This is a genomic window from Neotamlana nanhaiensis (assembly GCF_000943555.1).
Lineage (GTDB): Bacteria > Bacteroidota > Bacteroidia > Flavobacteriales > Flavobacteriaceae > Neotamlana > Neotamlana nanhaiensis.
In genome coordinates this window covers 430680-456956 of the sequence record NZ_JTDV01000002.1, presented here as the reverse complement: position 1 = coordinate 456956, position 26277 = coordinate 430680, and the positions used below count along the sequence as shown (strand labels likewise).

Annotated in this window: 24 protein-coding genes and 2 pseudogenes; 1 reads left to right on the top strand and 25 read right to left on the bottom strand. The window is 30.0% G+C overall.

Going from position 1 to position 26277, the window contains the following annotated elements; all coding sequences use genetic code 11:
• Positions 1 to 61: 61 nt before the first annotated feature.
• The 8 genes and pseudogenes from PK35_RS05135 to PK35_RS18045 form a co-directional block, all read right to left on the bottom strand.
• Positions 62 to 1198 carry an aminotransferase class I/II-fold pyridoxal phosphate-dependent enzyme gene (locus PK35_RS05135; protein WP_117624652.1) on the bottom strand — a complete coding sequence of 379 codons (1137 nt, stop codon included), beginning with the start codon at positions 1196 to 1198 and terminating at the stop codon, positions 62 to 64.
• Positions 1199 to 1209: 11 nt separating this feature from the next.
• Positions 1210 to 2478 carry an undecaprenyl-phosphate glucose phosphotransferase gene (locus PK35_RS05130; protein ID WP_316930166.1) on the bottom strand — a complete coding sequence of 423 codons (1269 nt, stop codon included), beginning with the start codon at positions 2476 to 2478 and terminating at the stop codon, positions 1210 to 1212.
• Between the two features lie 82 nt (positions 2479 to 2560).
• Entirely contained in the window at positions 2561 to 3706 is a 1146-nt protein-coding gene (locus tag PK35_RS05125) for a glycosyltransferase (RefSeq protein ID WP_044625603.1), read from the bottom strand.
• A gap of 16 nt (positions 3707 to 3722) precedes the next feature.
• Complete coding sequence (locus PK35_RS05120) at positions 3723 to 4082, bottom strand: serine O-acetyltransferase (protein WP_157841058.1); 360 nt, start codon at positions 4080 to 4082, stop codon at positions 3723 to 3725.
• A gap of 145 nt (positions 4083 to 4227) precedes the next feature.
• Positions 4228 to 5313, bottom strand: a complete 1086-nt coding sequence (locus PK35_RS05115; protein WP_044625601.1) for a glycosyltransferase family 4 protein — start codon at positions 5311 to 5313, stop codon at positions 4228 to 4230.
• Positions 5306 to 6550 (bottom strand): O-antigen ligase family protein, encoded by a 1245-nt coding sequence (locus PK35_RS05110; RefSeq protein WP_082048524.1) that lies wholly within the window; start codon positions 6548 to 6550, stop codon positions 5306 to 5308. Before PK35_RS05110 ends, PK35_RS05115 begins: the two co-directional genes overlap by 8 nt.
• Positions 6547 to 7824, bottom strand: a complete 1278-nt coding sequence (locus PK35_RS05105) for an O-antigen ligase family protein (protein ID WP_044625599.1) — start codon at positions 7822 to 7824, stop codon at positions 6547 to 6549. Before PK35_RS05105 ends, PK35_RS05110 begins: the two co-directional genes overlap by 4 nt.
• A 102-nt stretch (positions 7825 to 7926) precedes the next feature.
• Positions 7927 to 8617: pseudogene (locus PK35_RS18045) on the bottom strand (transposase).
• A gap of 171 nt (positions 8618 to 8788) precedes the next feature.
• Here PK35_RS18045 and PK35_RS05100 point away from each other — a divergent pair.
• Positions 8789 to 11278: an acyltransferase family protein gene (locus PK35_RS05100; protein ID WP_157841057.1), complete on the top strand. Its 2490-nt coding sequence runs from the start codon at positions 8789 to 8791 to the stop codon at positions 11276 to 11278.
• An 83-nt stretch (positions 11279 to 11361) separates the two neighbouring features.
• Here PK35_RS05100 and PK35_RS18035 read toward each other — a convergent pair.
• The 17 genes and pseudogenes from PK35_RS18035 to PK35_RS05020 all read right to left on the bottom strand — a co-directional run.
• Positions 11362 to 11505, bottom strand: a pseudogene (locus PK35_RS18035) (IS256 family transposase); the annotation flags it as partial.
• Between the two features lie 82 nt (positions 11506 to 11587).
• On the bottom strand, positions 11588 to 12397 hold the full coding sequence (locus tag PK35_RS05095; protein ID WP_044625597.1) for a glycosyltransferase family 2 protein: 810 nt from the start codon (positions 12395 to 12397) through the stop codon (positions 11588 to 11590).
• A gap of 9 nt (positions 12398 to 12406) precedes the next feature.
• On the bottom strand, positions 12407 to 13369 hold the full coding sequence (locus PK35_RS05090; RefSeq protein WP_044625596.1) for a sulfotransferase family protein: 963 nt from the start codon (positions 13367 to 13369) through the stop codon (positions 12407 to 12409).
• A gap of 2 nt (positions 13370 to 13371) precedes the next feature.
• Complete coding sequence (locus PK35_RS05085) at positions 13372 to 14124, bottom strand: glycosyltransferase (RefSeq protein WP_044625595.1); 753 nt, start codon at positions 14122 to 14124, stop codon at positions 13372 to 13374.
• 10 nt (positions 14125 to 14134) lie between these two features.
• Positions 14135 to 15445 carry a flippase gene (locus tag PK35_RS05080; RefSeq protein WP_044625594.1) on the bottom strand — a complete coding sequence of 437 codons (1311 nt, stop codon included), beginning with the start codon at positions 15443 to 15445 and terminating at the stop codon, positions 14135 to 14137.
• A 10-nt stretch (positions 15446 to 15455) separates the two neighbouring features.
• On the bottom strand, positions 15456 to 16709 hold the full coding sequence (locus PK35_RS05075) for a sulfate adenylyltransferase subunit 1 (RefSeq protein WP_044625593.1): 1254 nt from the start codon (positions 16707 to 16709) through the stop codon (positions 15456 to 15458).
• 75 nt (positions 16710 to 16784) lie between these two features.
• Positions 16785 to 17690, bottom strand: a complete 906-nt coding sequence (gene cysD / locus PK35_RS05070; protein ID WP_044625592.1) for a sulfate adenylyltransferase subunit CysD — start codon at positions 17688 to 17690, stop codon at positions 16785 to 16787.
• Positions 17690 to 18286, bottom strand: a complete 597-nt coding sequence (gene cysC, locus PK35_RS05065) for an adenylyl-sulfate kinase (protein ID WP_044625591.1) — start codon at positions 18284 to 18286, stop codon at positions 17690 to 17692. Before cysC ends, cysD begins: the two co-directional genes overlap by 1 nt.
• A complete protein-coding gene (locus tag PK35_RS05060) occupies positions 18241 to 18699 on the bottom strand; it encodes a DUF2061 domain-containing protein (RefSeq protein WP_044625590.1) in 459 nt (152 codons plus the stop codon). Before PK35_RS05060 ends, cysC begins: the two co-directional genes overlap by 46 nt.
• Positions 18692 to 19495, bottom strand: a complete 804-nt coding sequence (cysQ, locus tag PK35_RS05055) for a 3'(2'),5'-bisphosphate nucleotidase CysQ (RefSeq protein ID WP_044625589.1) — start codon at positions 19493 to 19495, stop codon at positions 18692 to 18694. The genes PK35_RS05060 and cysQ overlap by 8 nt, the downstream gene beginning before the upstream one ends.
• Before the next feature lie 107 nt (positions 19496 to 19602).
• Positions 19603 to 20586, bottom strand: coding sequence for an SDR family oxidoreductase (locus tag PK35_RS05050; RefSeq protein ID WP_044625588.1), 984 nt, complete (start codon positions 20584 to 20586; stop codon positions 19603 to 19605).
• A gap of 12 nt (positions 20587 to 20598) precedes the next feature.
• Positions 20599 to 21867: a nucleotide sugar dehydrogenase gene (locus PK35_RS05045; RefSeq protein WP_044625587.1), complete on the bottom strand. Its 1269-nt coding sequence runs from the start codon at positions 21865 to 21867 to the stop codon at positions 20599 to 20601.
• A 3-nt stretch (positions 21868 to 21870) separates the two neighbouring features.
• Entirely contained in the window at positions 21871 to 22722 is an 852-nt protein-coding gene (gene rfbD, locus PK35_RS05040; RefSeq protein WP_044625586.1) for a dTDP-4-dehydrorhamnose reductase, read from the bottom strand.
• Positions 22719 to 23264, bottom strand: a complete 546-nt coding sequence (gene rfbC, locus PK35_RS05035; RefSeq protein WP_044625585.1) for a dTDP-4-dehydrorhamnose 3,5-epimerase — start codon at positions 23262 to 23264, stop codon at positions 22719 to 22721. The genes rfbD and rfbC overlap by 4 nt, the downstream gene beginning before the upstream one ends.
• Positions 23261 to 24130, bottom strand: a complete 870-nt coding sequence (gene rfbA / locus PK35_RS05030; RefSeq protein WP_044625584.1) for a glucose-1-phosphate thymidylyltransferase RfbA — start codon at positions 24128 to 24130, stop codon at positions 23261 to 23263. Before rfbA ends, rfbC begins: the two co-directional genes overlap by 4 nt.
• 6 nt (positions 24131 to 24136) lie before the next feature.
• Entirely contained in the window at positions 24137 to 25180 is a 1044-nt protein-coding gene (gene rfbB / locus PK35_RS05025; protein ID WP_044625583.1) for a dTDP-glucose 4,6-dehydratase, read from the bottom strand.
• A gap of 11 nt (positions 25181 to 25191) precedes the next feature.
• The gene (locus tag PK35_RS05020; protein WP_044625582.1) at positions 25192 to 26277 is read right to left on the bottom strand and encodes a hypothetical protein; all 1086 of its coding nucleotides are present in this window, start codon (positions 26275 to 26277) and stop codon (positions 25192 to 25194) included.

Sequence of the window (26277 nt, the reverse complement as noted above, 5' to 3'; positions counted from 1 at the left end):
TAATAGCGATTAAATCTAAAACTTAAATCCCAAACTAGTACTTTAATTTTTAAACAAATTTTTATTTTTTAGATATAAAGTCAATTATTACAGATTTTATGTAATCTTTATCTTTGTTTGATAAATTTGAACCTGATGGTAAACACAAACCTGATTTAAATAATTGCTCGCTAATCGCGTTTCCATAATAAGGATAATTACTAAAAACCGGTTGTAAATGTAACGGTTTCCATAAAAATCGGGTTTCTATATGGTGTTTTTCTAATTCCTTTTTAAACGCCTCGTTGGTAAAGCCCGTTTTTTCTGAATCGATTAAAATACAGGTTAACCAATGGTTGGAATAAAAACTATTATTTGGTTCCTTAAAAACAGTTATACCTTCTATATTTTTAAAAGTTTCAGTGTAAAACTTATGCATTTCTCGTCGGGACAAAATACGCTCATCTAACACTTCCATTTGGGCTCTACCAATACCTGCAACAATATTACTCATACTATAATTGTACCCTAATTCTTCGTGATGGTAATATGGTTTATTCGCTTTAGCTTGAGTTGCTAATACATTAGCACGGTGTTGTTGCTCTTCCATCTTGCAAATTAAAGCACCTCCACCCGATGTTGTAATAATTTTATTTCCATTGAATGAAATAACACCAAATTCGTCAAATGTACCACAGTGTTTATTGTTAAAAGTGCTTCCAAACGCCCCTGCAGCATCTTCAATAATAGGAATGCTATATTTTTCTGAAATTTTAACTATTTCATCCATTTTAGCCGGCATGCCATAACTATGTACTACAATTATTGCTTTGGGTTTGTGTCCTAATTTAAGTCTATTATCTATGGCCCTTTCAAGATGAGCGGGACATATATTCCATGTTTCTGGTTCACTATCAATAAATATTGGAATCGCTTTTTGATAACATATTGGGTTCGCTGAGGCAGAAAAAGTAAAACTTTGGCATAATACCTCATCGTTTTCATTTATACCTAACTGAATTAATGCTAAGTGTATTGCCGCTGTACCAGAATTTGTTAAAACAATTTTATTGGGTTTAGAAAAGTACGTTTCTAATTGTTGTTTAAATATATTTAAATTGTTGCCGTAATTTGAAATCTCGTTATTTTTAATAGCCTCCTTAACGTAAGTTAATTCGTTAATTGCTTTTTGAGCTTCTGATAGCTTAATTATTTTCAATTCCAGCAATTTTAATAGGCTTTGTCTTCTCCTTTAAATACGTTAACCACAGTTTGAATTATGATGTTTATATCTAAAAGTATTGACCAGTTTTCAACATAAAAAATATCGTACTTAGTTCGGTTAATGATATCTTCTTTAGTTTCAATTTCACCTCGATATCCTCTTACTTGAGCTAAACCAGTTACGCCTGGTTTTACATAATGCCTTACCATATATTTTGGTACCTTGGTTCCGTACATTTCGTTTTGGCGCCATAAATGGGGACGCGGACCAACAACAGACATGGATCCAAACAATACATTGAAAAATTGCGGTAATTCGTCGATACTGGTTCTTCTAATAAATTTTCCCACTTTTGTAACTCTTGCATCGTTTCTGGTTGCAGAAACTTCAGAAGTTGTATTTACCGCCATAGACCTAAACTTATAACAACCAAAACCTTCTTCTTTTATACCTGGACGATCTTGCCTAAAGAATATAGGACCTTTACTTTCTAAAACTATTATTATACCTAGAATAGGAATTAACCAAGACAATACAAAAATTATAATTAAGGATGAAAAAATGATATCGAATAAGCGTTTTACTAAACTATTAATTGAATCTTCTAAAGGAATTTTTCTTAAAGATAAAATGGGGGTTATATCTAAATAATTAAGATATAAATTCTTTGTAAATAACTCTTTATTATCAGGAATAAACTTTAAAGATTTCATGTTTACGTCACAAAAATCAATAAACTCTTTTATTTGTTTGTTAGAGAGTTCTTTTACAGAACAGTAAATTTCTTCAATTTCATTTTTTATAATAAATTCTAAGCTTTCTGAAATACTTCCTCTTTTTACGATATTTTTATCATCGGAAAAAAAACCAAAAAATTTATATCCAAATTCTGGATTATTATTAAAAAAATATTCAAGTTTTATGGTGGCGTTGTTTATACCTATAATAATTACTTTTTTGTAATTACTTCCTGTTACTATTCTATACTTTCTTAAAAGATAAAAAAGAACCACTCTAAATATACCCATTAACGCATACAACATTAAAAAAAAGCGTATCCCTGAGAGCGCCTTGATATCTGAATTTTTTAAGAACAAAATAGCAAATACCACAATTATAAATAAAAACACGTGTTTACTTAACAAAGATATTACCTCGGTAATTTTTGTAAATCTATAAACTTTGTAAAACGAAGTAAAAAAAGAAAGAACATACCATATTACAACAAATAGCACTATATTATTTACTTTTTGAGTTAATAAATAATACGACATTGTAGCTATTATTAGTAAATCTACAATATAAATAAATGGTTTTATAATTATTGAATATCCTCCTTTTCCCATTTAAAAAATCTTATTGTTTGTCCTTCCATTTTTTATAGAGCTTTTCAACTGTTTCTTTAAATTCGTTTTCAAAACGCTCTACACTAAATTTTTCAACATTTTCTCTTATAATTCTTTTATCGAATAACCCCTCGTTATTTTCAAAAAATTCAATAGCTTCTTGAATAGAACTAACTGATTGTTCTTTAAAAAAAACACCTGTATGTTTATTACTAATATTATCATTAGAAAAAACACCATTTACTGTTTCTAAAGCGCCTCCCTTGCCATATGCTATTACTGGAATTCCACTAGCTTGAGCTTCTACAGGAGAAATACCAAAATCCTCCTCGGCCGCAAAAATAAATGCCTTAGCTTTTCTTAACAATTCAATTTTTTTAGAATTACTAACATGACCTAACATTTCAACATTTGATGTTTTTATTTTTTTTATTTTTTTAAAATCTGGTCCATCTCCTATTACAATCAATTTTTTGTTAGAATTAGAAAAAGCCTTAACTATTAAATCAATTTTTTTATAAGGAACCATTCTAGAAAACGTTATAAAATAGTTTTCTTTTTCTTCAGCTAAGATAAAAGATTTTGTATTAACAGGTGGATATATAACAAGCGCTTCTTTATTGTAAATTTTTTTAATCCGGGCAGCTACGTATTTAGAATTCGCAATATAAAAATCTGGTCTATTAAGCGTTGAAAAATCCCATTGTCTGATTTTATATAAAAAATATCTTGCCAATATGCCTTTAAAGCCCTTGTTTAGCCCACTCTCTTCTAAATATTCAAAATATAAATCCCAAGCATACCTTATTGGTGAGTGTACATAAGATATATGTAATTGATTGGGTTTAGTTAAAACACCTTTTGCTATTGAAGATGACGACGAAATTATTAATTCGTACTTACGTAAATCAAATTGCTCTATAGCCAGAGGAAACAAAGGCAATAGCGATCTATATTTTTTTTTACCAAAAGGCAACTTTTGTATAAATGAAGTTTTGGTTTGTTTTCCTTTTAAAACTATCTGTCGTTGCTCATCTGTTAAGTTGTCTACAAGCGTAAAATGATCAAAATCATCCCATACATTTGTTAGGCTTTCAATACACCTTTCTGCACCGCCATATTGTGTATACCAATCGTGAATTAAAGCTTTTTTCATAATTTCACCTAAAATTTTACTTATCCTTTATTTCGTAACTAGAAAAACCAAATTTAACTAGCTTGCTGTCTTCTAAACTCCTCGTTAAAACAACGTTTGGCCCAACAACAGAATTGTTACCAATATGTATGTCGCCAAAAAGTTTAGCCCCACTCCCTAAAATAACATTATTCCCTATTTGCGGGTAACCATCATTAACTCCAGATCCTTTCTCTCCTAGAGTTACTTGATGATATATTATTGTTCCTTTTTTTACTTCTACACCCTTACCTATTACTAAACCAACACCATGAATTATAATTACACCTCCTTCAATTTTACACTTAAAGTCTATATCTATAGCATAAATCACATGTATTATTCTAGTTAAAATCATTGATATTATTGGAATTTTTATTTTCCAAAAAAAATGACTTAACCTATATACAAATAAGGCGTGCCAACCCCTATTAGACAAAATAGCTACAATAAATGGGATATTGTAAACTGTCTTTAATGCAATTAAATCTTCTTTACTTTTTCTAAACATTTTTATTTAATTCTTCCTTTAAAACTTCTAAAATAATATTTGAAGAATTTTTCCAATTATATTTCATTAAAATTTTAGATTTAATATCTATTAATTCCTTTTCACTTTTTGGATTTTCTAATTGATAATCTATACTATCTACTATCGACGAAATAGATTCTGGATTAAAGTATGAAGCATTATCTTTAAATAACTCCCTAAAAACAGGAATATCAGAAATAGCACATTGTGTTTTTAAACTCATTGCTTCAATTATTGGAATTCCGAAACCTTCATACAGGCTTGGATAAACAAATAACTCGGCATTTTCATAATAATTTAATAAATCATCATCACTTACACCCTTCAACAAAACAATTCTGTTATTTAATTCTTCATTTAATATTTGATCATTTTTTGAGAAATGAGATACAACATTACCAACAACATATAATTTTATATTAGTGTTCTTTATTTTTTTAAAAGCTTTTATTAAATTTTTGAAATTTTTCCTTGGGTGATGTGAAGAAACAGTCAATATGTATTTCTCTTTATTTTTATTTATTGATGTGTTGTCCTTAAAAAATGATTTTCCAATTGCATTATGAGTTACTTTTATTTTTTCTGAAATCACATTAAAGTCTGAAATAATTTCAGATTTTGAAACTTCGCTAACAGTAAAAATGCAAATAGAATTTTTAATTATTTTGGGTATTAAAAACCCATAAACAATTCTAAAAGACTTGGAAAACCACTTTGGATATTTTAGATAACTTAAATCATGGATAGTAACAAATTGTTTTTTGTAAAATATAGGAGCCGTATTACAAAATGAAAGTAGAACACTTTGTTTTCTTAAAACGTAAATAAACAAGACTATTTGCTCCCAAAAGTGCCCTTTAAAAAAACCATTACCTATAACGCTCACATTAAATTCTTTAGCCAAATCTTTATGAATTATATTTTTTGGGGCCACAAATACAATATTTAAATCAGACTTTAACAGCTCTCTAGAAATTTCAATTGCATAACGCTGTACACCAGTAATTGGCTGAGTTAAAAACCTACTATTAATAACAATATTATTTTTACTATTCATAGGTTTCTTTTAAAATTAACACTCGATACCCCATTAAACAATTAAATAAATTAAACAAAATAATACCTGTATTTCTTGCTAAAATATTTTCAGTTAAAAATGCAATGTAAAAAAATATTAAAAAATTTAAATAAAATCTATTATTAGCTTTTAAAGCTATTTTCAAATATTGAAAATATACAAAAAGCATAATAAACAAGCCTACAAATCCAAATGAAAGTAAATAATCAAGGTATTGATTATGTGTATTATAAGATTTTTTCTGAAATGCTACAGTATCGAATTGTTTGTAACATTCATTTAATTTTACTTGTGTATCTCCTGGTGAAAACCCAAAAAGCCCAGCATCATCAATTAATGAAAATGAACAACTATAAATAGCATTACGAATATTAACTGAATTATAATGTATTCCTGTAGGATAAAAATGTTTGTTTTTAAAAAACGATTCGATTCGAACTTTTAATGGTGAAAAATAACCTAAAAGGGAAATTCCGACAAGGAAAACAACTGTAACTAAACTAGATCTTTTGACATTTTTATTCTTTTGAAAAATAACACAAATTGACACCAAAATAAGTGCTAATATTACGCCTTTTGAGCTTGCCAATAATAACCCTAGTACAAAAAAAACGTAAAGCAATATATTTAATATAATACTCTTAAATCTATTGTAATAAAGAAGCAATAAACCAACCCCAACTAATAAGGAATAATAAATTGTATGTTCCCCAATTATAGGTACAAGATCTAAAGACTCTCTAAGTTTAACGACTGATTGGTAATTGTTATTATTAGTATTATTTACAACAATATTTGAAACATTAACAAGAACGTAAATAATTGAAAATACAACCATTGCAAAACACGACAGAATATACACCTGTATAAATCGAATAAATTGACTATTCCTATAAAAAGGCTTAAGAAAAAAAAATACTACAGGAAAAATTATTATCGCTAAATTTTTTTCGAGAATTTTTAAAGAAATTTGATAATTATTAGTGTATAATAAAGCTAAAATATTTAAGAAAAAAGGTGCAGCAAAAAGAAGAATATATTTATAGTTGATCGACTCCAATTTTTCTTTTCTATGAAAAAAATTAAATAACGCAGTAACTAAAAAAATTATTATAGAAATACTCACCATTTTTAAAGAAAACAGAGGTAACATAGCTACTAGGTAAAGTAAACTATTAATGTGTTGTAACTTAATTTGAGTTTTATTTAACATCATATTAACTCATTATTCTTAGTGGCTTGCATAGCGATAGGAATGGCAAAAAACACCCAAACAAACAACATTATAAAAGAAGGGAATGCATTAAACGAAATAAAAATGCCTATTAAACTTCCTGTTATCAAATCAGATTTATTTTTGAATGCAACCTGTAAAATTTTAAGTAAAATACAAACAAATATTATAAACCCAACTATGCCATATTCGGCCAAAACTTCAATGTAAACATTATTTGGTATGGCACGTTTATTTTTTCTTTGGTAAAACTCTAATGACCATTCATTATTATTTAAAAAATATTCTTCAAAATCGTTATATTCATCATAGTGCAATCCATAATTATAGGGTCCAACTCCAAAAAAAGGATTATTAATACCTTGAAAATAACCAATTCTAGCTGTAAGTGTTCTATCGTTTTTAGAAAAACTTTCGGATGTTAAAACATTTGATGGAGAACTTAACTTCGAGTCTATGTATTTTTCATAGTACGATGAATTAATAAATACTAGAAAACAAATGAAAACTATGGGTATAAGAAGTAATATTTTATAAAAAACAGACTTTCTAAAAAACTTCCTTCGTTGCGTAAAAATTAAAAAAACAAAAGCACTAAATATACTTATAGTAGAAAAAGTTGTTATAATTGTGAGTAATAGAAAAATGCCTGTTTTGTTCTTTTTTAAATAAAAAGAAATAGCCCCAGAAAGCAATAAAAATAACCCAAAATAATTCCCTTCTCTAAATGTTCCACATCGTATTATTCCATTTAAATTTTGAGGTGATTCTTGCATTCCATAAAGCTTAAAATAAGGTAAGTTTAAACTGGAAGATATAAATAAATACCATGCATAAATACTTGCTAAAATCGCACCATAAACCCAATATTTTAGCAAATATGACCTGTTTTTAAAAAAATGAACACTTATAAAAAAAGCTAAAAAATTTAAAACAATGTAAAACACCCTTAATAAACTGTCTCCAAGAGCATTAATTCTAAAAGGAAACTCCTTTAAAGGATAATCATACTTCCAGGCTATATTAATTACAAAAGAAAGAATAGCCCAAATCAAAAATAAAACAATTAATAAACTTATTCTATTAACATTTTTAAAGGCAGATAATTTTACTTTTTTACCTAAAAAAATAAAAATCAAACCAAATAAAAATAATTCTGACATCTTTAAAGGAAAACCAACATTCAACGTAAGTGCCTGAGTAAATGGAAGGAAAAAAATAAACAAGGAGAAAATTACTATAACCTTAATTTTCATTTTTAATTGATTTTATTTGACACTATCCGGTAAAACGTGTAAGTTATAAATCGTGGGTTTAGCTTTTTTAAAGTTGAAACTTTTTTCAAATATAGTTAAAAACTAGTTTAAAATAATACCCCAATTCCTAATAGGCATCGACCATTTTTTGGTAGCCTCTCTAAGGGCTAAAAAAGTGGTCTTCATAACAGATTCATATATTGGAAATTAGAGCTTGTTTTTAGTGTGTTTTCTAATTTTCCATTAAGGTTATTAATAAGATTCTTAGTGTAAATGATTTTTCTAATTTCAACAGGAAATTCATAAAAAGCGATAAGCTCCTCCAGTTGTCTCTCCTGCTTTTAATAGCCTAAGAGTACTTTGTTTCCATTTCTGAGCAAAGTCTTCTAGAGCGGCTTATGCTGCGCTTTTGGTGGGTACATCAAAATCGCAGACTCACGGATTTGTTCTTTGATATCAGCGTTACTCTTGCCCTTGGCATAAAGGCTGATAATGACGTTATACCAACAACCATGTTTTTTGGAACCAATATAGGGCTAAAAGAAACTTCTCGGTCTCTGGGACCTTTAATATTAGTCTCTCACAATGCTGTTTTTATCTTTTATACCCATAGCCGTTACAGGTATTGCTTTTATCGAATTATTGGTGCTTCTCATAGTCTAAATGAGCGTCAAGTTTCCCTTGCAGTCTTCTCAATACCTCGCTTTTAAATGGGTTTTAAAAAGGAGGTCCGTTCGTTCCCTGTTTTGAACTGTTTTAAAAAATCGTCGTTTAGAAAATCTTCTTTCTTCAGAAGTGTACGAATTTTAAAATTAAACAAAAAATACCGAGGGTTACACCCCTTGGTATTTATACTTTACACTCTTTGTGAGATACTGCCTTCTACAAATATTTTATTATAAATAGCACTGTTTTTTATTATAGTTTTTTATTTTAGCTGACCTATTTTAATTTAATGATTAGCATGACAAAAAATTCAGATTATATTGAGCATATTGATTTTTTAAGAGCAATCTCAGTAATTTTTGTGATATTATTTCACCTAGGGAATCCTTTAATACCTGGAGGCTTTCTAGGAGTCGATGTGTTTTTTGTAATTAGTGGTTTTTTAATAACCCGAAATATAAATAAAGAACTTTTACATACAGGTAAATTCAATTTAAAAAACTTCTACATAAGAAGGATAAGAAGATTAATTCCTTCATTGTTTTTAATGTTTTTGTTTACATTCATTCTTGGGTTTTTAATTTTTCCCCCTTCATTGTTTACCGGACTTATAGAGTCAATGTTTTTTTCATCTTTTGCGGCTTCTAATTTCTATTTTTTAAGCCAAACTAATTATTTTGATGTTAGTGCAAATCTAAAACCATTATTACATACTTGGTCTTTAGCAATAGAAGAACAATTCTATTTGTTTTATCCACTAACGTTTTTGTTATTATTTAAAATATTAAAGAAAGCTAAATACATTATTTTCGCTTTAGTTACAATATTTTTATTGAGCTTAATTTTTAATTTTATTTCTTCTGAAGGCTATATTTCCGAAAAATTTATAGGTTATTTTATAAGTGACCCCAATTTTTCTGATAGCTTAATATCTCTACAATTTTTTTTCTTACCTTTTAGAGTTTTTGAGTTTGTAATAGGTGGTTTATTAGTTTTCATATCCTTTAAAGGAAAAATTTTAAAAAATTATTTAAACTTATTAGGGTTAGTTATTATAATAATATCTGTATTTTGTTTTAGTTCTGAGACAGAGTATATGAGTACTCTTAATTTATTTCCTTGTATAGGCGCTGCACTTTTTATATGCAATGAGCCAAATGAGTTTATTTCTAAAATTTATAATTTAAATATATTTAAAATTACAGGAAAAATAAGTTATACACTCTATTTGTTTCATTGGCCAATAATAGTCTTCTATTCCTTTATTTATGGTTTTGAATTCACGGTAATAGAAAATATTCTATTATTGTTAGCTATGTTTCTAATTTCTTACATTGTTTATAATTATTTTGAGACTCCATTAAGAGCATATAAAAATAAACCTTTACTAATTTCTAATCATGGATTAATAAGTTTAATACTCTTATGTATCATAATCATTTCTAATATTAAAACTAGTGTAATTAATAGTGATGGATGGGTTTGGAGAGTTGATAATAAAAAAATCGAAAATTTAAAATTGTTTGAAGACCCTAAAAAATATCAAATAAAAAATTGGGGAGCAGCGGGTTATGAAAAATATGGTTTTTTAGGGAAATTAGAAAAAAGAAATTCTATAGATATGATATGGATGGGAGATAGTCACGCTGGTCATTATAGCTTTGGATTAGATTCTATTATGGTTAAAAAACATAAAAAGAAGACCTTTATGAGTTATAAAATATCTACTCTACACTTACCAGATATAATTCATAAACGGATCGATTCTACTAAAACTAAAAGTCACTTAAATAGCCTAATTAGATTAATAAATAGTAATCCTAAAACGCCTGTGTTTATAAGTCATTTTTGGAATGGTGAAATGGCGAGTACAAAGGTGAAAAATAGTAAAACAAATAGCTATGAAAATTTTAAAATTGATTCAACTGGATATAAAGAACTTTGTGAAAAAATAGTGCAATTTAGTAAAATATTAAGTAAAAGAGATATTATAATTATTGGAGAAAATCCCTTTAAAAGTAAACATGATTTAAGTTATGTTGACAACTTATTAGTGCCGAAATATTTTTCTAATATGAATCCACAATCGTATTTTACTCCTTCAGCACACTCATTTGCTATAAATTCATATTTTAGAGATTATTTTAATAAATTTACTAATATTCATTTTATTAATCCTTCGGATGTTTTTTGTGAAGATAATATGTGTATTGAACAAGAAAATGGGGAAATTTATTTTTCAGACAAAGACCATTTGTCGAAATTAGGATCATTAAAAGTAATTAAGTCAATTGAAAAAAAATTATTGAAATTTATTAATAAATCTGCTACTAATTCTACAGGTAATAATATTAATATAGTTGATATTGATACTAATAATTCCTCAGAATCAAATTTTATAGAACCTAATCAAATTATTAATCACAATTCTAAAAAATTAAAATTCAAAAATTGGTATGGCCCAGAGGCAAAGCACAGATGGAGTTGCGATAATTATTCAGAACTAATTTTTAATATAAAAGATAAGAAAAAGTTTAAAGGAACAATTGAAATAAATCATGATGTTTTAGGTAAACAAGTAGTCAAAATTTTATTAAACGATTCTATAATTTATAATAACAATATATCAGGAAGAAATAAAAAACTTACTCTATATTTTACACCTAAAAGTTTGAATAATATGACTAAGAATACTTTAAGATTTGAATATTCTAATCCTATGCAGCCTCGAAATAGTAAAGATAGGAGGGTTTTAGCATTAGCTTTTAAAAATATTATTATAAATTAATGTGATTTTGATATAATTAGAAAGCTAAATATAGCTGATTTAGAATTGGTGAATAAAAAATAATTAATATTATTGATCCTAAATCAATTTCTAATAGGCATCGCCCTTTTTTTGGTAGCCTCTCTAAGGTCTAAAAAAGTGGACTTCATAACAGATTCATATGTTGGAAATTAGATCTTGTTTTTAGTGTGTTTTCTAATTTTACATTAAAGGTTTTCAATAAGATTCAGGGGAAGCTTACAAGCGTCAAGTTTCCCTTCGAGAATCTTCTTTCTTAAAAGCGTGTAAAGTATATACTACCTTTTAATTTTAAAACTTTTTAAAGTACTTATTAATTTTAGTTGAAAAATTTACTCCTAAAATTCGTTTTGCAAAAGCTACGTATTTTATTCTTAAAAAATGATTATAATAAAGCATATTAGCATAAAATATAGAAAATCCTCCTGTTTCAATTCTAGCTCTTTTTAACTCTAATAAAGTTTTCTTTACAAATTTAGGGTTATTACTAATACCTCCTATTTCCATTTCGGTTGTAAAATAATCAAAAGAATACACTTTTAATTGCGTTTTGGGTCTTAGCAAGAGCTCATAATCTCCAACAATTTTATACTCTTCATTAAAATGGCCTACACTTTTAAAGAGCTTTGAATTATGAAAAGAACCTACGTGTGGTAAACTTTTTATCATGCCATTTCTTTTACAATATGCAATAACATAAGCAGATATAGGTATATTATTGTCTACTATTTTCACTTTAGAGCAATAATAATCATAATTTAAATTAGTACTAATTTTTTGATGGTACAAGCTAAGCGCATCTGGTAAGAACCTATCATCTGACCCTATAAAAGCGATGTAACTTCCAGAGGTCATTTTTAACCCCTTATTCCAGGCATTATAAACTCCAGTATCTGGCTCGCTTATCCATTTAAAATTTATGTTTTTTTCCTTAAACTTTGACTCATAATTTTTTATAATATCAATTGTAGAGTCTTGAGAATTACCATCTATCACAATGTATTCAAAAACATCAGTATAGGTTTGATTTAACAATGAGTCAAAAGTTCCTTTTACGGTTTTTTGCGAGTTGTAAGTAGCTGTAATAACAGAAAAAAACATATTCTAATTTTAATTAAGGAATTTTTTATTAGTCCATTTTAAAGTTTTAGCAAAAAATAAGTTCAATTTAAACCTTCTTACTAAATAACTAAAAATCAAATCTTTAAAATCCAAAACTATTCCTTTTAAATTCACCTTAATGGACTTTATCTCGGTTAAAAGTTGTGCTTTATTATAACCTTGAATATTTAAAGTTTCAGAAGATATACTATTTATTGTTTTTAGAAGGTGTCTTTTTCGAACAGGGTTATTAAAAGTTTTTTTCCATTTATCAATACTTTTTGAGGAGATTTGGTTATACTCTTTAACACCTGTAGGGTCTCCAAATCGACCTTTTGTATTTTGCGAACTAAAATTGCTTAAAACGTCGAAATCTGGGGTTAACTCTAAATATTCAAAAATTTTACTTAATTCAACTTCCGAATTTTCAGTTAAACTTTCATAATTTACAAAAATAGCATTTTGCTTATGCCTGTTATAACCTTCACTTAATAATTCCATCCCATCAATAACATCCTCTTGAGTATTAAAATATTGAAGTTTATTATCGGCGAAAGTATTTATAATTGAAGCGTAAACTTGAACTGGGTTTCTAAAAAGAAATATAAATTTTGCATCTGGAAACAATTCAACTATCTCATTTATAACAAGATAATAACGAGGAGTTTTATCTAAAAAATAAACTTCATTCTTTCTACATTGCTTTTCATATAACTCTAAAACAAAATTTCTTAAAGCCCCCTTATAATCCTTCTCTGAATTAGGTAAATTATTAATAAAATCTGAAACTCCAGTATACGAATTAATACTTGAATATTCTGATATCACACCGTGTTGTTTTGTTGAATAAATATATGGCAAGAGAATCCAAGGTTCTGACACACTGCTAATTGACTTATGTGCCATTAAAAGTCTTTGTAGCAAGGTTGATCCGCTTCTAGGTAAAGAAAAAATAAATATTGGCGATTTCATTATTATAATTTACTAATTAATTTAAACCATATACTTTTTTGTGTTATACACCCAATTCCAGGAATAATTATTCTAGGAAATTTACTTTTATTTACTTTTTTTGCCCATTTATACATGTTTTTTCTTCTATCATGTAAAATTTTAACGGTACCTTCAACATATGTATAAAACAACGAACGGCAATTATACTCTGGCGTAAGTGTAGCTAATTTTAATTTTGAGTAATAAATCGCTTCTCGAAAAACAATTTGATCTGGCAACTTTAATTTTCCGTTTTCTGAATAACTATTATAAAGCTCTTGGCAATGTTTCATCATCGCTTTAAAATGAGCGCCATTTTTATACAAAATAACACCTGTGTTAAACTCTGGATAAGCACGTGTAATTTTTTGCTGATTTAAATGGCTTAAAATCGGTTTATAATCTTGGGCTAATCTCATTGGGGCATGAGCAAGAGCTATATCGAAATGGTTTAATAAAAAAAACAACTCATCAATATTATCACATACAAAGGTATCTGTATCAAGAAAAAGAGTGCGTTCATAAGGCGACTTTTCTAAGTAATAAACTTTATCTCTATACCCTGGGTTTTCAATTAATATTTGTTTGTCAAAATATTCTGTTCCAACCTTTTTATTTGAAAATAACGTAACAGATAAGTTAGAGTTATGCTGTTTTAAACTTTTTGCAGATGCTATGGCTTCATTAATAAATTTATCACCATTTGCTATATAAATCACACCTTGTGTTATCATAATTTACGACTTAAATTGGCAAAGTATATACTCCTGTTTTATGTTTTGCAAAGATAAGCTTTGCTATATTACCAATTGCTAAAGTTATTGTTGTTGCTATTGCTGCACCAGTAACATCAAAAGAAATGATAAAAAAATAGTTTAAAATAGTATTTAAAAAAATAACACCCATTGAAATATATGCTTGTATTTTCTCGAAGCCACACATTACTAAAGTTAAACCTGCAGCTCCCGTTCCTATATTAAATAATTGACCAATACTCAAAATTATTAGCGGCCAATAGGCGTATCTAAACTCTTCTCCCCATAATACTAATAAATACTCTCCAAAAAAAACAAATATTATTAAAGGAATTAAAGCCACAAACCACAAGCCTAACGTAACATTTTGTACCATTTTGTTCAACTCTTTAAGTTTATTATTTGCATACATTTCTGCTATTTTTGGAGAAAGTGCTGCATTGGTAATATTTAGAAAAAAAACAGATAAAAATGCCAATCTAAAAGCGATAGCATAAAGACCTACATTTTTTGCTGTAGACAACCACCCTAGCATTATACTATCTATATTCGAAGCAATAATTCCAGTAGCTGCCAATAATAAAAATGGCAAACTTTTTTTAACTAGTTTAAAATCAAAATTTAAATTATATGATTTGTTTAAAAATATATTTTTCCAATAAATACTAGCACAAATTAAAACGATTATTCTACTAATCGCATAAATAATAGCTGTAGCTACAATATCAATATTTATTTTAAAAACATAAAATGCTAATAGAAGTACTCCAATTAATACGAGGCTTAATGTTTGGTCAATTAAGCTTCCTTGCCATATTCTTTTTAAGCCAATAATTCCTGATGACAAAATTTGAGAAACAACCTGAAACACCATTACTATTGAACCAATAACCAAAGGGGTTCTTAATTCTGAAATGCTAAATGCAGTAGAAATAAAAGATGCTGAAAACACCAAAATTAGGGCTACAACAAAAGTTATGGTTCCACTAATAATTATAGATGTATAAATAAAATAACCTATGCGTTCCCAGTTATCTTTAAGATATGAAATGGCAACTTCTTTAATAATAAGTTGACGAACACCTAACAAACAAAAAACAATAACAATTGCAGTTATTTTGTTCATCAACTCTATTACTCCTAAGCCATCAGCTCCTAAAACATTTGCTAAATATAAACTTATAAGAAAACCAAATACAACACCTCCAACTTTAACCATAGTTGTAGGTATAAACTTTTTAAAAACATCTATAGTATTTTCATCTAAATGCTTTAGTTTATTTTTTAGCTGCTTTATCATTTAACTAAAATCAAACCACCATGCCAGCAGCCACCGTTTCATTAGTGGCATCATCAACCAAAATAATGCTTCCAGTTGTTCTGTTTTCTCGATAAGAATCTATCATTAATGGCTTAGTCGTACGTATTTTAACCTTTGCGATCTCGTTCATTTTTAATTCACCATCATCCTCTTTACGCTGCAAAGTATTAATATCAATTTTATAAACGATATCCTTTATCATAGCTTTTTGCTGATTTGATGTATGGAAAACACTATACTTAGCTCTAGGCTTTGAAGCTGTATTGTTTAACCAACAAAGCATAACTTCAACATCTTGAGAAGGCTCTGGCTTATTATTAGATCGTACTAACATATCACCACGACTAATATCTATATCATCTTCTAGAGTTATAGATACCGACATTGGCGCAAAAGCTTCATCAAGTTCCTTTGTATCAAAATCTATTGTTTTTATTTTACTTGTAAATCCAGAAGGCATTACAGTAACCTCATCGCCTCTTCTAAACACACCACTTGCAATTCTACCAGCATATCCTCTATAATCTATAAAACCTTCTCTTTGCGGCCTTAAAACGGTTTGAACAGGGAAACGCGCATCTACTTTATTTACATCACTACTAATATGCATGGTTTCTAAAGTGTGCAATAATGGCGCACCTTGATACCAACTCATGTTTTCGCTGCGGTTTACAACATTATCTCCTAATAGCGCGCTCATTGGTATAAAACGCACATCTTTTACCAATAATTTAGATGAAAACTCCTCAAACTGACTTAACACATTGTTATAAGCTTCTTCACTAAAATCGACTAAATCCATTTTGTTTACACAAACAATAATGTGAGGGATTTGTAATAATGAAGCAATAAAAGCATGACGTCTGGTTTGCTCGATTACACCATGGCGTGCATCCACCAAAATTAATGCAGCGTTTGCTGTTGAAGCTCCTGTTACCATGTTTCTGGTATATTGAATATGCCCAGGAGTATCGGCTATGATAAACTTTCGTTTTGGTGTTGTAAAGTAACGGTAGGCTACGTCAATGGTGATTCCTTGTTCGCGTTCATCGCGTAAACCATCAGTAAACAACGCTAAATCTACACCTTCGTGTCCTTTTTGTTTACTTGTATTTTCAATTGATTCTAATTGATCTTCAAAAATAGATTTAGAATCATATAACAAACGACCAATTAAGGTACTTTTTCCATCATCTACACTTCCTGCGGTTGTAAAACGTAATAATTGATTATTATCTAACATGTTTATTCGCTTATTTTTTAAAATGACCTTTCGACTGCGCTCAAGGTGACACTTTCAATTTTTATTTATAATTTTTTAAAAATACCCTTGACGTTTGCGGTCTTCCATAGCCGATTCTGAGCGTTTATCGTCACTACGGTTTCCGCGTTCGGTTTGACGCATAGTTGAAACCTCATCTGCAATTTTTTCTAACGTATCGGCATCAGATTCTATACCACCAGTAATCGTAATATCACCTAAAGTCCTAAATCTTATTTTTTTGGTTACGACCTCTTCATGATCTTCTAAAACTAAAAACTCAGAGTTTGGTATCCATGAATTTTGTCTCCAAACCACTTCACGTTCGTGAGCAAAATATAACGATGGAATGGCAAGGTTTTCACGCTTTATGTAGTTCCAAACATCCATTTCGGTCCAGTTACTAATTGGAAAAGCTCTAAAGTGCTCACCTTCGAAATATTTACCGTTAAAGATGTTCCATAATTCTGGACGTTGGTTTTTTGGATCCCATTGCCCAAAATCGTCACGGTGCGAAAAGAAACGTTCTTTGGCTCTTGCCTTTTCTTCATCGCGACGGCCACCGCCTATTGCACAATCTACTTTATTGGCTTCAATAGCATCAAGAAGTGTCGTGATTTGTAAAGCGTTACGGGTTGCGTTTTTTCCTTTTTCTTCAGCTACACGCCCTTCATCAATTGATTCTTGTACCGAACCTACAATTAAGTTCGCACCTAATTCTTTTATTAAATCATCTCTAAACTGAATCGTTTCAGGAAAGTTATGTCCCGTGTCGACATGCATTAAAGAAAATGGTATTTTAGAAGGATAAAACGCCTTTTTTGCTAAATGCGTTACTACAATTGAATCCTTTCCTCCTGAAAATAATATTACTGGGTTTTGAAACTGTGCCCAAACTTCTCTTAAAACGAAAATCGCTTCAGATTCTAATTCGTCTAAATAGTTTAAATAATATTTACTCATTACTCTTTAATTTCTAATTTATTTTTAATGGCTTGAAAAATAATTTCAACCGATTCTTCTATTGTATTTAAATGCGACACCTCAACTGTTGGATTTTGCGGCGCTTCGTAAGGGGCAGAAATACCCGTCATATTCTTAATTTCTCCCGCTCTCGCCTTCTTATATAAGCCTTTTACGTCTCTTCGTTCGCATTCTTCTAAACTTGTGTTTACAAAAACCTCAACAAAGTTATCAGATTTTACGGTATCTTCTATGTTTTTTCTGTCTTTTTCGTACGGTGCTACAAATGCAGCTAAGGTTACAACTCCTGCATCGATAAATAACTTAGCTGTTTCACCTATACGTCTTATGTTTTCGGTACGATCTTCGGGTGTAAAACTTAAATCTTTATTTAATCCAAAACGCATATTATCACCATCGAGCGTGTAAGTGTGTACACTTAGTTTATTTAGTTTTTCTTCAAGAGCATTTGCAATTGTAGACTTTCCCGAACCTGATAATCCAGTAAAAAATATTAAAAAAGAATTATGCTTTTTTAACAGTTGGCGCTCTAATTTCCCGATTTTATACTCGTGTTTTTTGATGTTTTTTTCCATCGTTTTAATCGTCTTCGTTTATCTAATCCAAAATCAATTTTGTACCATGCACGCTCGTGTAAATAATATAAGCCCATTTTAGTTAAAACTTCGGCAAGCCCAATACTTAAGCCTGTTAAAGGGTTTCCTGATATTATCCAAGCTAAAATCATGGTATCGATTGTACCAATTAATCGCCACGTAACCGTTTTAATAAGATGGCGTTTTTTGCTTTCTTCAATTTTAATTTTAAACCAAACTTGTTCGTGGCAGTAATACAAAATCATTTTAGTTACCACCTCAAAAGCTCCTATTTTTAAACCCGTAAGTGGATTACCAGAAATAATCCAAGAAAGTACAATGGTATCAATAGTGCCTACTAAACGCCATGTAATTGCCTTTGCTATATGTCTTTTATAAACACTTTTAGCCATTATTTGTAACTAAAAAATAGTTATTTAATAAATTTTCTCTGTTGTAAGTCATTGGCTGTTTAGTTGTTTGGTCTATCACTGTTAATCCAACAGCTTCGCAAATCGCTTGTCCTGCGGCAGTGTCCCACTCCATGGTTGGCGCAAATCTTGGATACACATGTGCTTTTCCTTCTGCTACCAAACAGAATTTTAAAGAGCTGCCCTTTGATACAATTTCAACAGATTGTCCTTCAGTTTTTAAGCTTTCAACAAAATCTAGAGTATCATCGTTCATATGGGAGCGACTACCAACTACTTTAATATTTGAAGCATTTTGTTCGGCTTTATTTATTTCATCTTCAGCTTTAAAAAGCAAGGGTTCTACAGGTAAATCTTGAGTCGAAATTATAGTTTTGTATGCTTTAGTTTGGTCTTCATTAGTGTAATAAAGCTCTTTAGTAACGGGTACATAAATAACACCTAGTTTTGTTTTTCCATTTTCAACCAAAGCTATATTTACGGTAAACTCACCATTCTTTTTTATGAATTCTTTAGTGCCATCAATAGGATCGACAATCCAACATTGCGACCAAGTTTTTCTGGTTTCAAAATCAATTGTTTTATTTTCTTCGCTAATTATTGGAATGTTAGTTTCCTTAAGCTTTTTAACTATTATTTCGTTTGAAACTAAATCGGCTTCCGTTAAAGGTGACTTATCATCTTTGAATTCTATATTAAAATCTTTATTATAAATTTTTAAGATTTCTTCACCTGCTTTTAGGGAAGATTCAATAGCAAGGAGTAGGTTTTTTAACATGTTAGAAAAATGTTCTTTTATTTAGTAATTTTTATTCCTACTAATTTCATAGGAATTAATCTCTGCAAAAATAACATAATTAGTAACTTTAACAACGTTTTATAATTTTATTTGTTTGCTAAATACCATTTTAAAGATTGTTTCAACCCTGTTTGTAAATTAAACTGGGGTTTGTAGTTTATGTCTTTTTCTGCCTTATTTATGTTTGCAAGTGAGTTTTTTACATCGCCCACTCTGGTTGGTCCATATTCTGGGTTAATAGTAGAATTGGTTAATTCTTTAATCGTTTCCCATAGGTTGTTTATGCTTATTCTTTCGCCATATGCTACATTGTAAACCTCATGCGTTTCTTCTTCTGAAAATAATGCTTTTATATTAGCTTGAACAACATTTTCAATATACGTAAAATCTCTGGTTTGCTCGCCATCTCCATTTATTTTTACAGCCGTGTTGTTTAAAGCGCCTTTAAAAAACAAGGGAATAACTGCCGCATATGCCCCATTTGGTTGTTGTTTTGGACCAAAAACATTAAAATACCTTAAGCCTGCAATTTGCAAATCGTAAGTTTTGTTAAACACATCAGCATAAAGTTCGTTAACATACTTAGTGACCGCGTAAGGCGACAACGGATTCCCAATTTTATCTTCTACTTTTGGCAAACCTGGATGATCGCCATACGTACTAGAAGACGCAGCATATACCATTTTTAATAAAGACGATGATGAAATAGCCGCCATTAACATATTTAAAAAACCAGTAACATTTACTTCGTTAGTTTTTATAGGATTTTTTATGGAACGCGGTACCGAACCTAATGCTGCCTGATGCAGAATAAAATCGACTCCATTTACAGCGTTTTGACAGGTTTCTAAATCACGTATATCGCCTTCAATAAAACTACAGTTATCTTGTTTTATGAAGTTTTCGATATTTGATAGTAACCCTGTTTCAAGATTATCGAGAATTACTACCTTTTTTGCATTATATTTTAACAAATACTCTACGAGGTTAGAACCAATAAATCCGGCACCACCAGTTACTAAAAACGTATATTGACTTAATTCTTGTTCGTGATATTTGTTTTCGTACATTCTTAAAGCCGCTTAAAGTCGTTTGTCAATTACATTAACATCTAAAGTACCTTTAACATCGTAAAACACCGAGTTTTTACTTCTAATTTCTGAAAAATTCAAGGTTTCAAAATCACTATGAGATACACAATGTACAATAATATTGTATGTTTTATTGATGCTTTTAATTAATTCGATGCCGTATTCGGCCTTAACTTCTTCGAATGATGCTCTTGGGTCGTAAACATCTACATTCATATTAAAATCGTTTAAAGCACGATATACATCAATTGCTTTTGTGTTTCTTATATCGGGGCAATTCTCTTTAAATGTGATACCCAACATAAGCACTTTAGCTGTATTAATTTCAATATTATTTTTTACGGCAAGCTTTAATACTTCGGTAGCAACAAACTCGCCCATACTATCGTTTAATCGGCGTCCAGCCAAAATTATTTCGGGATGATAACCTACCTCTAGAGCTTTTTGCGCCAAATAAAACGGGTCGACACCAATGCAATGGCCACCAACTAAACCTGGTTTATAATGTAAAAAATTCCATTTTGTAGCCGCAGCTTCTAATACATCATGTGTATCAATATTTAAAAGGTTAAATATTTTAGCCAGTTCGTTTACAAAGGCAATGTTTATATCACGTTGCGCATTTTCAATAACCTTGGCTGCTTCAGCAACCTTTATGCTCGGGGCTAAATGTGTTCCAGCTTCTATAATAGACTTATAAAGTGCATCAACTGTTTTACCAATTTCGGGCGTAGATCCAGAAGTTACCTTAGTAATTTTGGTAACAGTTCGTGTTTTATCTCCCGGATTTATACGTTCGGGCGAATAGCCACAGAAAAAACCTTTGTTAAAGGTTAATTTACTTTCTTCTTCTAAAACTGGCACACAAACTTCTTCGGTTGCACCAGGATATACCGTAGATTCGTAAATTACAATATCGTTCTGTCTTAAAACGCTTCCTACCACTTTAGAAGACTTTAATAACGGTGTAAAATCGGGCTTATTATTTTTATCAACAGGTGTTGGTACGGTTACAATGTAAATATTGCAATCTTTTATATGATCTGGATTTGTAGTTAATATTAACCCGTTTTCATTATCACTTAAAACCTCTTTTAAATTACTTTCTTCAACTTCCAAGGTGCTATCGTTAGCATTTTTTAGTGCGTTTATTCGGTTTTCACTAATATCGAAACCAACAACCTTATATTTTTTAGCAAATTCTACGGCTAGTGGTAATCCTACATATCCTAAACCTATTATTGCTATGCTATAACTCATAATTTACACATTTTGTAAGCAGTTTTCTAAACTCGATCTCCAATGCGGAATAGAAATGCTAAAGATATGTTTTACTTTTTGCTTATCAAAAACACTGTAACTTGGTCGTGTTGCAGGTGTTGGGTATTGCTCAGAGCGAATGGGTAATACTTTTGTTTTTAAATTTTTTAAGTTGAAAATTTCCGTTGCGAAATCGTACCAGCTCGCAACACCTTCGTTACTGTAATGATATACTCCAAAAGCATCATTATCTTTTTGAATTATAGCAATAATTAAAGCCGCCAAGTCTTTTGCATAGGTAGGTGTACCTACCTGATCGAAAACCACACCTAGTTCTGGCCTTGTTTCGGATAAGCGCAACATGGTTTTTAAAAAATTATTGCCAAACTCGGAATACAACCAAGAGGTTCGCACAATATAATAGGCTTCGTATGTGTTTTGTATAGCTTGTTCGCCTAATAATTTGGTGTTGCCGTAAACGCCTAAAGGATTGGTTTTATCTGTTTCCCTATAAGGTGTTGACTGAGTGCCATCGAAAACAAAATCGGTTGAAACATGAATTAACTTTACACTATGTTTGTTACATGCATGTGCCAAATTATAAACGGCTTGATAATTTATTGCTTCGGCTGAAGCTTTATTGGTTTCACTAGCATCAACATTTGTAAAAGCAGCGCAGTTTATACAAAATGAATAATTTTCGGCTTGAAAAACAGCATCAACTTGAATTGCATTGGTAATATCGAAATCATCTTTAGAATAAAACGAAAATTGATACCCTTCAAAACTATTGGCTAATACCTTTAAACATTGTGCTAACTGTCCATTACCTCCAGTAACCAAAATTTTTCTCATAATTTTGCCATTTGAAGCGTTGGAAGTTGTAAATCTTTCTCTGAAATTATAAAATCGTCTGCATTTAGCTTCCAATCGATATTTAGATTTTTATCGTTGTATATAATTCCTCCTTCGGATGCTTTATTATAAAAATTATCACATTTATATGAAAACAATGCTGTTTCGCTTAACACAATAAATCCATGTGCAAAACCACGCGGAACAAAGAGTTGCTTTTTATTTTCTTCTGATAATTCAACCGAAACATGCTCGCCGTAGGTTGGAGAATCTGTTCTTAAATCGACTACTATGTCTAAAACCATTCCTTTTACAGCTCTAACTAATTTAGCTTGAGCAAAGTCTCCTTTTTGGTAATGTAACCCTCGCAAAACACCTTTTGTAGATAAGGATTCGTTATCTTGAACAAAGTTTACCGATACGCCTGTTTTCTTTTCAAAAGTATTTTGATTAAAACTTTCTAAAAAATAACCTCTACTATCATTAAAAACCTTTGGTTCTATAATAAAACAACCTTTTAATTTGGTTTCCGTTACAATCATTTTTTGTTTTTGAGTAATCCGAGTAAATTTTTACCATAACCACTTTTAAGTAGTGGTTGTGCCAATGCTTTAAATTCTGATTCGTTTATAAAGCCCATTTCGAACGCAGCAGCTTCTGGAGATCCAATTTTTAAACCTTGACGCTCCTCGATAACCTCAACAAATTGCGAGGCTTGCATAAGTGATTGAAATGTACCAGTATCTAACCAAGCTGTGCCTCTATCGAGCACACTTACATTTAGATTTCCTTGTTTTAAATAGGTTTTATTAATATCGGTTATTTCAAGTTCTCCTCGCTTACTAGGTGTTATATTTCTTGCTATGTCTACTACCGAATTATCGTAAAAATATATACCCGGAACCGCGTAATTAGATTTTGGTTTTTCTGGTTTTTCTTCAATAGATACGGCTTGTCCTTCAGCATTAAACTCTACAACACCATAACGCTCTGGGTCGTGAACTCGATAGGCGTAAATAATCCCACCTTCGGGATCGTTATTGGCTTGTAACAATTTACTTAACCCTGTTCCGTAAAAAATATTATCACCTAAAATAAGGGCAACTTTATCGTTTCCTATAAAATCTGCTCCAATAATAAAAGCTTCGGCAAGTCCATTTGGAGCCTCCTGAACAGCATATTCAAAACGGCAGCCGTATTTTTTACCATCACCTAATAAATCTTTAAAAAGTGGTAAATCTTTAGGCGTTGAAATAATTAAAATTTCATTTATGCCCGAATATATCAAGGTTGAAAGCGGATAATAAATCATAGGTTTATCGTAAACTGGCATGAGTTGCTTACTAACACTAAGTGTTAATGGATGCAATCTCGTGCCCGATCCGCCTGCTAAAATTATCCCTTTCATAAATGATTAACTATACTGTTTTTCGTAATAATTTTGATATGCACCAGAAGTCACATTTTTTAACCATTCGGTATTCGATAAATACCAGTCGATGGTTATTTTTAAACCTTCTTCAAATGTTACCGAAGGACTCCAACCTAATTCTTTATTAATTTTTGAAGCATCAATAGCATAACGCAAATCGTGACCTGGGCGATCTTTTACAAACGTAATTAATTGCTCCGATGTACCTTCAAGCTGCCCTAATTTAGCATCCATTTGCTTACATAATTCTTTAACCAAATCGATATTTTTCCATTCGTTAAACCCGCCAATATTATACGTTTCAGCATTTTTCCCTTTGCGAAAAACCAAATCTATGGCTAAGGCATGATCAACAACATACAACCAATCTCTAGTATAATTACCATCACCATAAACTGGCAACGACTTTTTACTAATTATGTTGTTAATAAACAAGGGAATTAACTTTTCTGGAAACTGATTTTGCCCATAATTATTGGAACAATTCGTAATTACATAAGGTAATCCGTAAGTTTCGCCATAAGCACGAACAAAATGATCGGAACTTGCTTTTGAAGCTGAATAAGGGGAATTTGGATCGTAAGATGTGGTTTCGGTAAATAAGCCAGTTTCTCCTAACGTTCCATAAACCTCATCTGTACTTATATGATAAAAGCGCTTGCCTTTAAAATTTTCATTCCAAAGATTTTTAAAAGCATTTAACAAATTTAGCGTACCAATAACATTTGTTTTCACAAAGGCTAAAGGATCTGTAATTGAACGATCTACATGCGACTCTGCCGCAAGATGAATTACAGCATCGAACTTATACGTTTTAAAAAGTCCATTAATAGTTTCCTCGTCTGTTATATCGGCTTTTAGGAACGAATAATTTGGTTCGTCTTCAACATCCTTTAAATTTTCTAAATTTCCAGCGTATGTAAGTGCATCAAGATTGTAAATTTGGTAATTAGGGTACTTCTTTACAAATAACCTAACTACATGTGAACCTATAAATCCTGCACCGCCAGTTATTAGAATTTTCATTTAACAACGAATTAAATTGATAAATTTTTACTTTCAGAATCTAGATATTTCTTTAATCCGAAAAGAAGGAAAAATAAAAATGTTGCTACAAAAAACATTATTGGTAGTGTAAATTTCTTTTTCTGATGCCAAACACTAATATCATAACCAGACTTTGGAAAACCAGCTAAGACATTCACCACAGACTGTTGTTCTACTTTACTAACATTTATTTGTCGGCGTTCTTGCTCTAAATCTAACTTCTTTTCAAGAATACTTGCTTCATTAACAACTAAATTATTATTATTATTATCAGGTGCACCCATATAAAGGTTAGTACTTGAATCAGCCATGGCTTCCTTATTCGATTGGTTAATCCTAATTTTTAAATATTCATTAACCAATGAATCTGTTTTACTAATTTGTTCTTTTAAAGTTTTATCCTTTTTACCTAAATTGTCTCGGTTAACAGATAAAAGTTGCTTTAAATATTCATTTCCCGAAAGTTCTTTAGTAAAACTAGCTTCAATTTTTTGATATAGATATTTATCTACACTTGCAACCCCAATACGATGAATTACAAAATTATAAGGCGTTAGCGATTGCTTATATAATTCGTAATTCATTTCAACTTTTGAAATTGAATCCAGATGCTTATAAAAGTCCGAATACATTTTCGCCATTACGTTTTCGTCTAAATCCGGTTCTATATAAAACCCTTTTATTTTAGCAGCGTCACTAACCGAAATATTTAAAATTTTAGCTAATTCAAGAGAATCCTTATCTTCCTCTGCTAACTGATTAAATTGTTTTATATTTTCATAAACTTGTCTTGCTGACTTAAAATTAGTTTCAACATACATATTGGCACCATATACTTTTTCAGAATTAAAATCAATAAAACCTCCAATTATAAGTCCCAAAATTAAAGATCCAATATACCAAAATATACGTTTATAAATGTGTAATAATAAAAGTAAAATTATTTTGTATACACCCTTAAAAATTGAGACTATAAAACCAATAAACCGATTAAAAACATTACCAATCACTGTAAACAACTGCCCTAAATCGACTTCTTCAGATTTTTGCGATGATGGTTGTAAATCTTTGCTCAT

Coding starts and splice junctions, on each gene's coding strand:
- PK35_RS05130 (WP_316930166.1), bottom strand. CDS start 2,478: ATGTCGTATTATTTATTAACTCAAAAAGTAAATAATATAGTGCTATTT.
- PK35_RS05125 (WP_044625603.1), bottom strand. CDS start 3,706: ATGAAAAAAGCTTTAATTCACGATTGGTATACACAATATGGCGGTGCA.
- PK35_RS05075 (WP_044625593.1), bottom strand. CDS start 16,709: ATGTTAGATAATAATCAATTATTACGTTTTACAACCGCAGGAAGTGTA.
- PK35_RS05110 (WP_082048524.1), bottom strand. CDS start 6,550: ATGATGTTAAATAAAACTCAAATTAAGTTACAACACATTAATAGTTTA.
- PK35_RS05090 (WP_044625596.1), bottom strand. CDS start 13,369: ATGAAATCGCCAATATTTATTTTTTCTTTACCTAGAAGCGGATCAACC.
- PK35_RS05080 (WP_044625594.1), bottom strand. CDS start 15,445: ATGATAAAGCAGCTAAAAAATAAACTAAAGCATTTAGATGAAAATACT.
- PK35_RS05095 (WP_044625597.1), bottom strand. CDS start 12,397: ATGTTTTTTTCTGTTATTACAGCTACTTACAACTCGCAAAAAACCGTA.
- PK35_RS05105 (WP_044625599.1), bottom strand. CDS start 7,824: ATGAAAATTAAGGTTATAGTAATTTTCTCCTTGTTTATTTTTTTCCTT.
- PK35_RS05060 (WP_044625590.1), bottom strand. CDS start 18,699: ATGGCTAAAAGTGTTTATAAAAGACATATAGCAAAGGCAATTACATGG.
- PK35_RS05085 (WP_044625595.1), bottom strand. CDS start 14,124: ATGATAACACAAGGTGTGATTTATATAGCAAATGGTGATAAATTTATT.
- PK35_RS05100 (WP_157841057.1), top strand. CDS start 8,789: ATGACAAAAAATTCAGATTATATTGAGCATATTGATTTTTTAAGAGCA.
- PK35_RS05045 (WP_044625587.1), bottom strand. CDS start 21,867: ATGAGTTATAGCATAGCAATAATAGGTTTAGGATATGTAGGATTACCA.
- cysD (WP_044625592.1), bottom strand. CDS start 17,690: ATGAGTAAATATTATTTAAACTATTTAGACGAATTAGAATCTGAAGCG.
- cysC (WP_044625591.1), bottom strand. CDS start 18,286: ATGGAAAAAAACATCAAAAAACACGAGTATAAAATCGGGAAATTAGAG.
- rfbA (WP_044625584.1), bottom strand. CDS start 24,130: ATGAAAGGGATAATTTTAGCAGGCGGATCGGGCACGAGATTGCATCCA.
- rfbD (WP_044625586.1), bottom strand. CDS start 22,722: ATGAGAAAAATTTTGGTTACTGGAGGTAATGGACAGTTAGCACAATGT.
- rfbB (WP_044625583.1), bottom strand. CDS start 25,180: ATGAAAATTCTAATAACTGGCGGTGCAGGATTTATAGGTTCACATGTA.
- PK35_RS05020 (WP_044625582.1), bottom strand. CDS start 26,277: ATGAGCAAAGATTTACAACCATCATCGCAAAAATCTGAAGAAGTCGAT.
- PK35_RS05115 (WP_044625601.1), bottom strand. CDS start 5,313: ATGAATAGTAAAAATAATATTGTTATTAATAGTAGGTTTTTAACTCAG.
- PK35_RS05120 (WP_157841058.1), bottom strand. CDS start 4,082: ATGATTTTAACTAGAATAATACATGTGATTTATGCTATAGATATAGAC.
- cysQ (WP_044625589.1), bottom strand. CDS start 19,495: ATGTTAAAAAACCTACTCCTTGCTATTGAATCTTCCCTAAAAGCAGGT.
- PK35_RS05050 (WP_044625588.1), bottom strand. CDS start 20,586: ATGTACGAAAACAAATATCACGAACAAGAATTAAGTCAATATACGTTT.
- rfbC (WP_044625585.1), bottom strand. CDS start 23,264: ATGATTGTAACGGAAACCAAATTAAAAGGTTGTTTTATTATAGAACCA.